This is a genomic window from Mycobacterium sp. 1245499.0, from assembly GCF_001673615.1.
Lineage (GTDB): Bacteria > Actinomycetota > Actinomycetes > Mycobacteriales > Mycobacteriaceae > Mycobacterium > Mycobacterium europaeum_A.
Genome location: NZ_LZMG01000235.1, coordinates 1 through 12,993, shown reverse-complemented (window position 1 = coordinate 12,993; position 12,993 = coordinate 1). Strand labels below are relative to the sequence as shown.

Here is a 12,993-nt window from a genome sequence, read left to right as displayed (position 1 = left end):
GGTGGGGCTGCGATCACCGGCGTGCGGGCCGGCGGCCGTCACCAGCGTGCCGGTGACCAGCACGGCGGCCAGGTTCAAGCCGGACAGCGCGGTCAGCGCGCGCAGCGGCCGGACGACCCGCTCGCGCACCACTGCGTCGTCCGGTTCGCCGACTTTCACGTAGAGCAGCACCGACAGCCACACCATCGTCATCGACGTCAGCAGGTGGACCGCCACCGTCCACCACAGCAGCCCGGTGCGCACGGTGATGCCGCCGATCACCGCCTGCACGACGGTGGACACCGGCATCAGCCAGGCATAGACGAGGACCTCGCGGCGCCGTCGCGCCCGGGTGACGGCCAGCACCGCCAGCGCCGCCGTGATGACGACGGCGAAGGTGACCATCCGATTGCCGAACTCGACGGCCTGGTGGATGCGTGGCACCTCGGCGTGGGCCACCGGCACGAAGCTGCCCGGAAAGCACTGCGGCCAGGTGGGGCAGCCCAGGCCCGACGCGGTGACGCGCACGATCGCGCCGGTGATGGCGATGCCGCCCTGGGTGAGGATGACGGCCGCGGCGATCAGGCGCTGCACGCCCAGGCTGGGGTTGGGCAGCAGGTCCACCGCGCGCAACAGCATCCGTCCAACCACGGCCCGATCCTAAGCCACCGAAAACTACGAGCTGTAGTACGGAGGGGTGCGCCGAGACTTAAACCACGTACACCGATAGCGGCGTGTCGTGTGCGTGGTTTAAGTGTCGCGAGCCCGACCCGAACGTCAGGTGAAGAGCCCGATGCGACCGTCAGGTGAAGCGGAACCAGCGCAGCGCGCTCAGCGCGCCCACCGCGCCCCACGCGGCCAGGACGATCACCCCGAACCAGTCCACCGACATGGTCATCGCCTGCGACAGCGCCTCGGTGAGCGCGCCCGACGGGGTCAGCCGGGCCGCCAACTTGACCGCGGTCGGGGTGATGCCGGTTTCGACGGTCAGCGCGCCGAGGCCGGCGAACACGAACCACATCAGGTTGGCAACCGCGAGCACGATCTCGGCCCGCAGCGTCCCGCCGAGCAGCAGCCCCAGGGCCGCGAACACCACGGTGCCCAGTGCGATCACCGCCGCGCCCAGCGCCAACGCCGCCGGTTCCGGTCGCCAGCCGAGCGCAAAACCGATGGCGCCCAACAGGATTGCCTGCAAAAACACCACGGCGACCACGGCAAGCGACTTGCCCGCGATGATGCCCCACACCGGCAGCGGGGTGGCGCCGAGCCGCTTGAGCGCGCCGTAACGCCGATCGAAGGCGACCGCGATCGCCTGCCCGGTGAACGCGGTCGAGATCACCGCCAGCGCCATGATGACCGGGGTGAAGGTGGCCGCGCGGTGCTGGCCGAACGAACCGAGCGGCAGCAGCGTGAGCCCGACCAGCAGCGTGATCGGGATGAACATGGTCAGCAGCAGCTGTTCGCCGTTGCGCAGCAGCAGCTTGAGCTCCAAACCGAACTGCGCGGCAAGCATTTTCGGCACCGCGCTGGGCCGCGGGTCGGGCGCGAAGGTGCCCGCGGGAAAGACGCTGGATCGAATCTCGTTGTCGGTCAAGGCCGTAACTTCCTGCCGGTGAGGTCGAGGAACACGTCCTCGAGGCTGCGTTGCTCGACGCGCATGTCGGTGGCCAGCACGTCGATCCGCGCGCACCACGCGGTGACGGTGGCCAGCACCTGGGGGTCGATGTGCCCTTCGATCAGGTACTCGCCCGGCGTCACCTCGGTGGCCTTGTAGTCCTCCGGCAGGGCGGCGGACAGCAGCGACAGATCCAGACGCGGCGGTGCGCTGAACCGCAGCTGGTCCTTGGCCCCGCTGCGCATCAGCTCCGTCGGCGTGCCGGAGGCCACCGTCGCCCCGTGGTCGATGATCACCAGCCGGTCGGCGAGTTCCTCGGCCTCCTTGAGCTGATGCGTCGTCAGCACGACCGTCACACCGTCGCGGCGCAGCGCGTCGATCAGTTCCCACACCAGCAGCCGGGCGTGCGCGTCCATGCCCGCGGTGGGCTCGTCGAGGAACACCAGTTCCGGGCGCCCGACCAGCGCACAGGCCAGCGCCAGGCGTTGCTGCTGGCCGCCGGAGAGCCGCCGGTAGGTGGTGCGGGCGGCGTCGGTGAGGCCGAGCGTGTCCAGCAGCCAGGCGGGGTCCAGCGGGTCGGCGGAGTAGGCGGCCACCAGATTGAGCATCTCGCCGGCCCGCGCCGCGGGATAGCCGCCGCCGCCCTGCAGCATCACCCCGATGCGCGCCCGCAGCCGCGTGTTGTCGGCGATCGGGTCCAGGCCGAGCACCTCGATGGTGCCGGCGTCGGGCCGTACGAAGCCCTCGCACATCTCCACCGTCGTCGTCTTGCCGGCGCCGTTGGGGCCGAGCAGGGCCAGCACCTCGGCGGCGTGCACCTCGAGATCGAGGTTGGCGACGGCCTCGACGGCGGTCGCGCCGGACCCGTATGTCTTGGTGACGCCGCGCAGCCGCACCACCGTGTCAGGGGATTTGCGCGATTCTGGAAAGGCCGAGCTCACGTGGAATCAGCGTAGGCGCCATGTGCCGGCGCCGGGCGGGGGGGCGACGGAGGCTGCGGCGGTGCCGTCTCGTCGGTGACGGGTGGGCCGTCGGATTCGGTGCCCAGGACGGGCGGGCGGCGCCAGGGCAGGCGGGTGTAGGTCAGCGCGATGAGCGCCACGACGATGACGGTGCTGGCCAGGGTGGCGTCGATGATCTGGAACAGCGCGAACCGGTCGCCGTTGGCGGTGGGGCCGAAGATCCCGACGACCAGGCTGATGACGATCGCCGCGACGCGGAAGCCGGTGCGGGTCGCCCAGGCAGCCAGCGGGATGATGGCCCACAGCAGGTACCAGGGCTGCACGACGGGAAACAGCAGCACCGTGATGCCCAGCGCCACGCCCAGCCCGCCGATCGGGTGCAGCCGGCCGCGGAAGACGGCCAGCAACAACCAGGCCACCATGACCATGATGATCAGCACGCCGATCGCACGGGTCAGCCCCAGCACCGCGGTGGTGTGATCGCCCAGCCCCAGCAGGATGCCCACCTGCCCGGTGCCCAGCGCCAGCAGCGTCGGCGGCGACATCCAGCTGCGTACCACGTTGGCGGTGCCCAGCGTGTAGATCCAGCCGAAGCCCAGCCCGCTGGCCCAGCCCACCAGCGCCATCACCGCCAGCGACAGCACCGCCATGCCGCCGCCGGTCAGCAGCAGCGCGCGCAGGGTGCCACCGCAGCGGTAGGCCAGGGCCATCGTGACGAAGCCCAGCGCCAGCAACGACGGCAGTTTCACCTGCGACGACAGCACGATCAGCACAGCGCCGGCGACCAGCATCCCCAGCGGCTCCCAGTCCGGCCCGAGCTTCCAGGAGTGGGGCAGCAGGCGCGGCGCTTTGCCATCCGAGATGCCGCGCAACGCGAATTCCGCCCCGGCCAGCATCAGGCCGAGCATCAGCGCCTCGTTGTGCACGCCGGCCACCAGATGCATGATCAGCAGCGGATTGGCCGCGCCCAGCCACAGGGCGCTGACTTCGGCGACGCCGCAGCGCCGGGCCAGGCGCGGGGTCGCCCACACGATCAGGGCCACCCCGAGCAGCTCCACCAGGCGGTGGCACAGCACGGCGGCGACGATGTTCTCCCCGGTGACCGCCGAGATGCCGCGCCCGATCCACAAAAACAGCGGCCCGTACGGCGCGGGCGTCTCGCGCCACAGCGTCGGCACGGACAGCGTGAAGATGTGCGACAGCCCCAGGCCGGAGGCCGGGCCCACCCGGTAGGGGTCCAGGCCCTCCAGCGAGATCTGGCTTTGCGCCAGGTAGGAGTAGACGTCCTTGCTGTACATCGGCGGGGCGATGAGCAGCGGCAGCACCCACAGCAGCAGGGTGCGGTCCAGGTCGCCGCGCGACATCCGCCGGTTGCCCAGCGCGAACCGGCCCAGCATCAACCAGGCCAGCGCCATCATGACGGCGCCGGTGGTGGTCATGGTCAACGACACCGTCTGGATCCGCGACGGGAGGTTGAGCAGCCGCACCCCGAAGGTGGGGTCCTGCACAACGGGACGCGCGCCGGCGCCCAGCGCGCCGATCGCCATCACCACGGTGCCGGCGGCACCGAACAGGCGGGTGCGGCGCAGCGCGGTGAGCTCGGTATCGTTCAGCGGCGAGCCCACTGCTTGCTCGTCGCCGTGCAGGCTCGCGATCGACGAGCTCAGCGTGTGGTGGCGGGCTGCCATCAGAGCAGCCTAGCCCGGCCGACGAGGCGGACCGCACGTTGCGGGCGGTGAGGAGCCGGGCGATCGGGCGGTTGGTGTGAGCATCGCGACGCCAGCACAGGGGACCCTTGCTAGACCGATCCCCGGAATTGCGTCACACTGGTGTTGTGAAAATCCGAACCAGCCCCGATGGGGCCGCTACCGGCGTGGCCGACGTCGGCGCGCCGGTGCCGGATGGTCACACCCGCCGCGCGATCGTGCGCCTGCTGTTGGAGTCCGGATCGATCACCGCCGCGGAGATCGGTGACCGGCTGGGTTTGACGGCCGCCGGTGTGCGACGCCACCTCGACGCGCTGATCGAGGCTGGCGACGCCGAGGCCACGGCGCCCGCCGCGTGGCAGCAGGCGGGGCGCGGGCGTCCCGCCAAGCGGTACCGGCTGACCTCGGCCGGGCGGGCCAAGCTCGACCACGCCTACGACGACCTTGCCGCGGCGGCCATGCGGCAACTGCGCGAAATCGGTGGGGAAGAGGCGGTGCAGGCGTTCGCCCGGCAGCGGATCGACGCCATCCTGGCCGACGTTCCCGCGGCCGACAGCGCGGCCGACACCGACGTCGAGGCGGCCGCCGACCGCATCGCCACCGCACTGACCAAGGCCGGCTACGTCACCACGACCACGCAGGTCGGTGGGCCGATCCACGGCGTGCAGATCTGCCAGCACCACTGCCCGGTGTCGCACGTCGCGGAGGAATTCCCCGAGCTGTGCGACGCCGAGCAACAGGCCATGGCCGAGGTGCTGGGCACCCACGTCCAGCGGTTGGCGACCATCGTCAACGGCGACTGCGCCTGCACCACGCACGTACCCCTGACCCAGGCATCAAGCACGGCGCCCAGCCCGCGCCGTATGACCGACACCACGAGCATCAAAGGAGCGTCTCGATGACACTCACCCCCGAGGCCAGCAAGACGGCTACCGCGCCGCTGACCCAGGAAGAGGCGATCGCCTCCCTGGGGCGGTACGGCTACGGCTGGGCGGACTCCGATGTCGCCGGCGCCAGCGCCCAGCGCGGCCTGTCGGAGGCCGTCGTCCGCGACATCTCGGCGAAGAAGAACGAGCCCGAATGGATGCTGCAGACCCGGCTCAAGGCGCTGCGCATCTTCGACCGCAAGCCGATGCCGAACTGGGGCTCGAACCTGGAGGGCATCGACTTCGACAACATCAAGTACTTCGTGCGCTCCAGCGAGAAGCAGGCGGCGACGTGGGACGACCTGCCCGCGGACATCAAAAACACCTACGACAAGCTGGGCATCCCCGAAGCCGAGAAGCAGCGGCTGGTCTCCGGCGTCGCGGCCCAGTACGAATCCGAGGTCGTCTACCACTCCATCCGGGAGGACCTGGAGAAGCAGGGCGTCATCTTCCTGGACACCGACACGGCGCTGCGCGAGCACCCGGAGATCTTCCAGGAGTACTTCGGCACCGTGATCCCGGCCGGGGACAACAAGTTCTCCGCGCTGAACACCGCGGTGTGGAGCGGTGGCTCGTTCATCTACGTGCCCAAGGGCGTGCACGTCGACATCCCGCTGCAGGCCTACTTCCGGATCAACACCGAGAACATGGGCCAGTTCGAGCGGACGCTGATCATCGCCGATGAGGGCTCCTACGTGCACTACGTCGAGGGTTGTACGGCGCCCATCTACAAGTCTGACTCGCTGCACTCCGCGGTGGTCGAGATCATCGTGAAACCCAATGCGCGCGTTCGCTACACGACGATCCAGAACTGGTCGGGCAACGTCTACAACCTGGTCACCAAGCGGGCCCGCGCCGAGGCCGGCGCCACCATGGAGTGGATCGACGGCAACATCGGGTCGAAGGTCACCATGAAGTACCCGGCGGTCTGGATGACCGGCGAGCACGCCAAGGGCGAGGTGCTCTCGGTGGCCTTCGCCGGTGAAGACCAGCACCAGGACACCGGCGCGAAGATGCTGCACCTGGCCCCGAACACGTCGAGCAACATCGTGTCCAAGTCGGTGGCCCGCGGCGGCGGCCGCACCTCCTACCGCGGCCTGGTGCAGGTGAACAAGGGCGCGCACGGATCGCGGTCCAGCGTGAAATGCGATGCGCTGCTGGTCGATACGATCAGCCGCAGCGACACCTACCCCTACGTCGACATCCGCGAGGACGACGTCACCATGGGCCACGAGGCCACCGTGTCCAAGGTCAGCGAGAACCAGCTGTTCTACCTGATGAGTCGCGGCCTGACCGAGGACGAGGCCATGGCCATGGTGGTTCGCGGCTTCGTCGAGCCGATCGCCAAAGAGCTGCCCATGGAGTACGCGCTCGAGCTGAACCGGCTGATCGAGCTGCAGATGGAAGGCGCGGTCGGCTAGTGACGAATCTGACCGAAGCGGTTGAGGGTTCGGCCCTCGCCGCTGCCAACAAGGGCGAGCTGTTCTCCTCGTTCGAGGTGGACGCGTTCGAGGTCCCGCACGGCCGCGACGAACTCTGGCGGTTCACCCCGCTGCGCCGGCTGCGCGGCCTGCACGACGGCTCGGCGCGCGCCACCGGCAAGGCCGGGATCAGCGTCGCCGAGCGGCCCGGCCTGCGGGTCGAGAGCGTCTCGCGCGGCGACGAGCGGCTCGGCCAGGGCGGGGTGCCCACCGACCGGGTTGCCGCGCAAGCGTTTTCGTCGTTCAACTCCGCGACGCTGGTCACCGTCGAGCGCGACACCCGCATCGCCGAGCCGATCGGCATCACCGTCACCGGCCCGGGCGAGGGCGCGGTGGCCTACGGTCACCTGCAGGTCCGGGTCGCCGAGCTCGCCGAGGCCGTCGTCGTCATCGACCAGCGGGGCAGCGGAACCTACGCCGACAACGTCGAATTCGTCGTCGACGACGCCGCCCGGCTCACCGTGGTGTGGCTCGCCGACTGGGCCGACGACGCGGTGCACGTCAGCATGCACCACGCCAAGCTGGGCAAGGACGCGGTGCTGCGCCACGTCGCCGTCACGCTCGGCGGCGAGGTGGTGCGGCTGACGGCCAACGTGCGCTATACCGCCCCAGGCGGGGACGCCGAGCTGCTGGGCCTGTACTTCGCCGACGACGGCCAGCACCTGGAGTCGCGGCTGCTGGTGGATCACGCCCGGCCCGACTGCAAGTCGAACGTGCTGTACAAGGGTGCGCTGCAAGGCGATCCGGATTCCGCGCTGCCCGACGCGCACACCGTCTGGATCGGCGACGTGCTGATCCGCGCCGAAGCCACCGGCACCGACACGTTCGAGGTGAACCGCAACCTGGTGCTCACCGACGGGGCGCGCGCCGACTCGGTGCCCAACCTCGAGATCGAGACCGGCGAGATCGTCGGCGCCGGACATGCCAGTGCCACCGGCCGTTTCGACGACGAGCAACTGTTCTACCTGCGTTCCCGCGGCATCCCCGAGGAGCAGGCCCGCCGCCTGGTCATCCGCGGTTTCTTCGCCGAGATCATCTCCAAGATCGGGGTGCCCGAGATCCGGGAACGCCTGACCGCGGCCATCGAACACGAACTGGCCTTAACCGAAAAGACGGAAACAACAGCCTCATGACCACTCTGGAAATCAAGGACCTTCACGTCAGCGTCGTCAACCCGAACGCCGCCGAATCCGAACGTGAGATTCCCATCCTCAACGGCGTCGACTTGACGGTGAAATCCGGTGAGACACATGCGTTGATGGGCCCCAACGGGTCGGGCAAGTCGACGCTGTCCTACGCCATCGCCGGTCACCCCAAGTACACGGTGACCTCGGGCTCCATCACGCTGGACGGCGAGGACGTGTTGGCGATGAGCATCGACGAACGCGCCCGTGCCGGAATCTTTTTGGCCATGCAGTATCCCGTCGAGGTGCCCGGCGTCTCGGTGTCGAACTTCCTGCGCTCGGCGGCGACCGCCGTGCGCGGTGAGGCCCCGAAACTGCGGCACTGGGTCAAAGAGGTCAAGGCGGCGATGGGCTCGCTGGAAATCGACCCGGCGTTCGCCGAGCGCAGCGTCAACGAGGGTTTCTCCGGCGGTGAGAAGAAGCGCCACGAGATCCTGCAGCTGGAACTGCTCAAGCCCAAGATCGCGATCCTCGACGAGACCGACTCCGGACTCGACGTCGACGCCCTGCGGGTGGTCAGCGAGGGCGTGAACCGCTACGCGGAGACCGAGCACGGCGGCGTCCTGCTGATCACGCACTACACCCGCATCCTGCGCTACATCCGCCCCGAATACGTGCACGTGTTCGTCGGCGGACGCATCGCCGAATCCGGCGGTCCCGAGCTGGCCGACGAACTCGAGCAGAACGGCTACGTCCGCTTCACCCAAGCGGCGGCCGCCGGGGCCTGACATGGCTACACCTTCGGCGGCGGTCCCACCCCTGGATGTCGCGGCCATCCGCGCCGACTTCCCGATCCTCAAGCGCGTCATGCGCAGCGGAAACCCGTTGGCCTACCTGGATTCCGGTGCGACGTCCCAGCGCCCGCTGCAGGTGCTCGACGCCGAGCGGGAGTTCCTGCTCACCTCCAACGGCGCCGTGCACCGCGGTGCGCACCAGCTGATGGAGGAGGCCACCGACGCCTACGAGCAGGGCCGCGCCGACATCGCCGCGTTCGTGGGTGCCGACGCCCAAGAGCTGGTGTTCACCAAGAACGCCACCGAGGCGCTCAACCTGGTGTCGTATGTGCTGGGGGACAAGCGCTTCGAACGCGCCGTCGGACCGGGTGACGTCGTCGTCACCACCGAGCTCGAGCACCACGCCAATCTGGTTCCGTGGCAGGAACTCTGCCGGCGCACCGGGGCGACGCTGCGCTGGTACGGCGTGACCGACGACGGGCGCATCGACCTCGACTCGCTGCAGCTCGACGAACGCGTCAAGGTCGTCGCCTTCACCCATCATTCGAACGTGACCGGCGCGGTGGCCCCGGTGGCCGAACTGGTCAGCCGGGCGCGGGCGGTGGGCGCGCTGACCGTGCTGGACGCCTGCCAGTCGGTGCCGCACCAGCCCGTCGACTTCCACGCCCTGGACGTCGACTTCGCCGCATTCTCCGGCCATAAGATGTTGGGGCCCAACGGTATCGGTGTGTTGTACGGCCGCGGCGAGGTGTTGTCGGCGTTGCCGCCGTTCTTGACCGGTGGCTCGATGATCGAGACCGTGACCATGGAAGCGTCCACCTACGCGCCGGTGCCGCAGCGGTTCGAGGCCGGCACCCCGATGACATCGCAGGTGGTCGGGCTGGGCGCGGCCACCCGCTATCTCGCGGCCATCGGCATGGACGCCGTGCAGGCCCACGAACACCAGCTGGTCGCCGCGGCGATCGACGGCTTGTCCGGTATCGACGCCGTGCGCATCGTCGGCCCGACGTCCATGGAGAACCGCGCCTCGCCGGTGTCGTTCGTCGTCGACGGCGTGCACGCCCACGATGTCGGCCAGGTGCTCGACGACGAGGGCGTCGCGGTGCGGGTGGGCCACCACTGCGCCCTGCCGCTGCACCGCCGGTTCGGGTTGGCGGCCACGGCTCGGGCGTCCTTCGGGGTGTACAACACCACCGAGGAGGTCGAGCGTCTGGTCGCCGGCGTGCGCCGCGCTCTGGATTTCTTCGTAGGCGATCGCAAGCGCGGCGAAGCCGGGCGCGGCGGGTCGCCGCCACGGGTTGGGAGAGGCTGACATTGCGTCTCGAGCAGATGTATCAGGACGTGATCCTGGACCACTACAAGCACCCACAGCACCGCGGGCTGCGGGAACCGTTCGGCGCCGAGGTGTTTCACGTCAACCCGGTCTGCGGTGACGAGGTCACCCTGCGGGTGGCGCTGTCCGAGGACGGCGAGACCGTCGCCGACGTGTCCTATGACGGGCAGGGCTGCTCGATCAGCCAGGCGGCGACCTCGGTGCTCACCCAGCAGGTGATCGGGCAAAGCGTCGGCGACGCGCTCAAAACCATCACCGCCTTCACCGAGATGGTGTCCTCGCGTGGCACCGTCGAGGGCGACGAGGACGTGCTGGGCGACGGGATCGCGTTCGCCGGGGTGGCCAAATACCCCGCGCGGGTGAAATGCGCGCTGCTGGGGTGGATGGCGTTCAAGGATGCGTTGGCCAAAGCGGCTACAGAGTTTCAGGAGGTCATGGATGAGCGAAACCACCGCGCAGGATGAGGAATTCCTCGCCGACCTCGAGGAGGCGATGCGTGACGTCGTCGACCCCGAACTCGGCATCAACGTCGTCGACCTGGGACTGGTCTACGGGCTGAACGTCGAGGCGGGCGAGGAGGGAACCGTCGCGCTGATCGACATGACGCTGACGTCGGCGGCCTGCCCGCTGACCGACGTCATCGAAGACCAGTCACGCAGCGCTTTGGTGGGCGCCGGCCTCGTCGACGACCTGCGGATCAACTGGGTGTGGAACCCGCCGTGGGGTCCGGACAAGATCACCGAGGACGGCCGCGAGCAATTGCGCGCCCTCGGCTTCACCGTCTGATAAACGCTTTTCGCGCTTTACCGCGCGCTGTCGGCGTCCCGGCCACTAGAGGTGGAAGGGCAGGTGCGGCAGGTGCAGGTGGTGATGCGGGTGCCCCATCGGCGGGCAGCTCTCCACACTGATCATCGCCGCGTGCAGCACCCCGCCGTCCTGAATCCCTTGTGCCCCAATGCATTTCCCGTTCGTGATCGCCTGGGTGTCCGATGGGGTCTGCCGCTGGTATGAGGTCGACCCGGCGACGGTCACGTTGGTGGAGGCGCCAGGGCCGCTGGGGCCCAGACCGTTGACGGCGATGGTGTTACCCGACACCGAGGCGACCGTGCCGTAGAACCCGGCGGGCGGCGGGCATTTGCCGTCCACGGATGGGGTGACCGTCACCGCCTGCGCGGTGATCGCAGCCGGCGGCGGCGCGCTTTGCGGGGTGGCCTTGATGTTCACGCAACTGCCGGGCGTCACGTCGGTCAGCTTCGCCGGGGTGACGTCCATGACCATGGTCTGCGGCGTGTAGTCCACCGTCGCCGAACCGGTCCTCGTCCGAAGGGCGACCGTGCCACCCGAATTCGACTGCACCATGCCTTCGACGTAGTCCTTGCCTATCGGCGGGGCTGGCGGGGGCGCCGGCGCCGGTGGCGGCGCAGCGTTGGGCGCCCCGCTGGGCGGGACCGCCGTGACGGCGCGTGGCGCGCTGCTGTTCGACGCGTCGTGGGAGGGTCCACACATGGCGACGCACAGCACGAGGAAGGCGATGACGGCGCCGAGCGCGATCTGCGTCCGCCGGGTCTTCAACGATAGGGCAGGCACAGCACTCATCTCCGATCACGCGTTTCGCCGTCGTAGGCAAATACCCCCGCCGGACGCGGTTTTCACGCCGCGCCGGCGGGAGTGACGGCAATCTCAGTCAGCCGAGCTGGGGTCAGCCACCCTGGCCGGGCTGCTTGGGCTTGCCGCATTTGCCGTCGACAGCCTGTCGTAGATTGATGCTCGTCGCCTGCAGCGCGCCGCCGTTGTCCTGGGTGCCCCGCGCGTACAGGCATTTGCCGGGAGTGATCGCGTCGGTATTGGCGGGCGTCTGCTTGCTGTATTTGGTCTTGTCGTCGACCGTGACGGCCGTTTGCGTGGTGTTGCCGTTGGGATCGGTGTTGGTCAGGTTGATGGTGTTACCGGACACCGACGCCACCGAGCCGCGCACCCACGCCGGCTTCGTGGGCGCATTTGACGGCGGGAGAGACGGCGGCGTGGTGGTGGAACCGCCGGGCGCGGACTGCGGCGGCTTCGGGCAGGCGCCGTTGACGGACTGGCTGATCTTCACCGACGCGGCGGTGACGGGCTGTCCGGGCGCCGGCGTCGTTCCCTCCGTCGGCTTCACGCTGACGCAGCTGCCGGGGGTGGCGTCCGGCAGCCCGGCCGGCACCGCCTCGGTGATCTTGGTGGTCGAGGTGAAGTTGACCGAAGCGGTCGCGTTGTCTTCCTTGGTGACCTGAATGGAGTTGCCCGCCACCGAGGCGATCAGGCCGCTCACCCGCGCTTCGGCGTTCGGGGTGGCCGAGGTGGTCGTCGACGTCACGACCGACGTCGAGGTCGAGGTCGAGGTCGACGGCGGACTGGACTTGTTCGAAGAGCCGCAGGCGGACAGGGATAGCGCGGTGGCCCCCGCGACGGCGAAGACCGCGAGGCGGGTGAACCGGGGCGCGTGACAGCTGGCAGACATCAACGTTCTCCATTCGTCGGTTAAAGCCAACGTAAGGGTTTACCCGTTTAACCTGTGCCCAACCTGTGGGCGCTCAGAAGGCCGCTTCGGCCACCTTCATGATGTCGTCGTCGATGGATTCGATGACCCCGCGCAGCGCGGTCAGCCTGGGCAGCATGTTCTTGGCGAAGAACCCCGCGGTCGCGACCTTGCCCCGGTAGAACGCTTCGTCGTCGCCCGCGCCATTCGCCAGCGCGCGGTGCGCGATGTCTGCCTGCACCAGCAACCTCCAGCCGATCAGCAGATCGCCGACCGCGAGCAGGTAGCGCACCGATCCCAGGCCCACCTTGTAGATCTCGTCCGCCTGCTGCGCCGCGGACATCAGGTAGCCCGTCAGCGCGCCGGTCATCGCGGTCACGTCGTCGTACGCGGTCTGCACCAGCTGCGCGACCGGGGCCAGGCGCTGCAGTTCCTGACGGGACAGATCACGGCGACCATCGACAACGTCGACGAGGCGCTCAAGCCGGTCGCGCAGCTGGTGCAGACCGCGTACGACGACGTGACCGCGATGACCGGCGCGCTGACGGGCTACCTGATGTC

Annotated in this window: 14 protein-coding genes; 7 read left to right on the top strand and 7 right to left on the bottom strand. The window is 69.1% G+C overall.

Going from position 1 to position 12,993, the window contains the following annotated elements; genetic code table 11:
• The 4 genes from A5646_RS13275 to mptB all read right to left on the bottom strand — a co-directional run.
• The coding region (locus A5646_RS13275) for a heme A synthase (RefSeq protein WP_197499529.1) at positions 1–618 on the bottom strand (618 nt) is incomplete at its 3' end.
• A 163-nt stretch (positions 619–781) separates the two neighbouring features.
• Positions 782–1,492, bottom strand: coding sequence for an ABC transporter permease (locus A5646_RS13270; protein WP_231997998.1), 711 nt, complete (start codon positions 1,490–1,492; stop codon positions 782–784).
• 77 nt (positions 1,493–1,569) lie between these two features.
• Entirely contained in the window at positions 1,570–2,535 is a 966-nt protein-coding gene (locus tag A5646_RS13265) for an ABC transporter ATP-binding protein (RefSeq protein WP_067022054.1), read from the bottom strand.
• The gene (mptB, locus tag A5646_RS13260) at positions 2,532–4,244 is read right to left on the bottom strand and encodes a polyprenol phosphomannose-dependent alpha 1,6 mannosyltransferase MptB (RefSeq protein ID WP_066864452.1); all 1,713 of its coding nucleotides are present in this window, start codon (positions 4,242–4,244) and stop codon (positions 2,532–2,534) included. The genes A5646_RS13265 and mptB overlap by 4 nt, the downstream gene beginning before the upstream one ends.
• 146 nt (positions 4,245–4,390) lie before the next feature.
• Here mptB and A5646_RS13255 point away from each other — a divergent pair, with 146 nt between their 5' ends.
• Genes A5646_RS13255 through A5646_RS13225 form a run of 7 tightly spaced genes read left to right on the top strand, consistent with a single transcriptional unit; the run spans position 4,391 to position 10,706 of the window.
• Positions 4,391–5,164 carry a metalloregulator ArsR/SmtB family transcription factor gene (locus tag A5646_RS13255; RefSeq protein ID WP_066864450.1) on the top strand — a complete coding sequence of 258 codons (774 nt, stop codon included), beginning with the start codon at positions 4,391–4,393 and terminating at the stop codon, positions 5,162–5,164.
• Positions 5,161–6,609 carry a Fe-S cluster assembly protein SufB gene (sufB, locus tag A5646_RS13250; RefSeq protein WP_066864446.1) on the top strand — a complete coding sequence of 483 codons (1,449 nt, stop codon included), beginning with the start codon at positions 5,161–5,163 and terminating at the stop codon, positions 6,607–6,609. Before A5646_RS13255 ends, sufB begins: the two co-directional genes overlap by 4 nt.
• Positions 6,609–7,802: a Fe-S cluster assembly protein SufD gene (sufD, locus tag A5646_RS13245; RefSeq protein WP_067022052.1), complete on the top strand. Its 1,194-nt coding sequence runs from the start codon at positions 6,609–6,611 to the stop codon at positions 7,800–7,802. The genes sufB and sufD overlap by 1 nt, the downstream gene beginning before the upstream one ends.
• Positions 7,799–8,581 (top strand): Fe-S cluster assembly ATPase SufC, encoded by a 783-nt coding sequence (gene sufC / locus A5646_RS13240; RefSeq protein ID WP_066879306.1) that lies wholly within the window; start codon positions 7,799–7,801, stop codon positions 8,579–8,581. The genes sufD and sufC overlap by 4 nt, the downstream gene beginning before the upstream one ends.
• A gap of 1 nt (position 8,582) precedes the next feature.
• On the top strand, positions 8,583–9,899 hold the full coding sequence (locus tag A5646_RS13235; protein ID WP_067022050.1) for a cysteine desulfurase: 1,317 nt from the start codon (positions 8,583–8,585) through the stop codon (positions 9,897–9,899).
• Positions 9,896–10,384 (top strand): Fe-S cluster assembly sulfur transfer protein SufU, encoded by a 489-nt coding sequence (gene sufU / locus A5646_RS13230; RefSeq protein ID WP_156748934.1) that lies wholly within the window; start codon positions 9,896–9,898, stop codon positions 10,382–10,384. Before A5646_RS13235 ends, sufU begins: the two co-directional genes overlap by 4 nt.
• Positions 10,359–10,706 (top strand): metal-sulfur cluster assembly factor, encoded by a 348-nt coding sequence (locus tag A5646_RS13225; RefSeq protein ID WP_066864419.1) that lies wholly within the window; start codon positions 10,359–10,361, stop codon positions 10,704–10,706. The genes sufU and A5646_RS13225 overlap by 26 nt, the downstream gene beginning before the upstream one ends.
• A gap of 45 nt (positions 10,707–10,751) precedes the next feature.
• Here the strand turns inward: A5646_RS13225 and A5646_RS13220 are convergent, their stop codons facing one another.
• The 3 genes from A5646_RS13220 to A5646_RS13205 form a co-directional block, all read right to left on the bottom strand.
• A complete protein-coding gene (locus A5646_RS13220; protein ID WP_067022049.1) occupies positions 10,752–11,492 on the bottom strand; it encodes a DUF5666 domain-containing protein in 741 nt (246 codons plus the stop codon).
• A gap of 127 nt (positions 11,493–11,619) precedes the next feature.
• Positions 11,620–12,414 carry a DUF5666 domain-containing protein gene (locus A5646_RS30405; RefSeq protein ID WP_197505185.1) on the bottom strand — a complete coding sequence of 265 codons (795 nt, stop codon included), beginning with the start codon at positions 12,412–12,414 and terminating at the stop codon, positions 11,620–11,622.
• 73 nt (positions 12,415–12,487) lie between these two features.
• Positions 12,488–12,993 (bottom strand): acyl-CoA dehydrogenase C-terminal domain-containing protein (locus A5646_RS13205; RefSeq protein ID WP_231998316.1); only part of this gene is annotated, 506 nt, incomplete at its 5' end.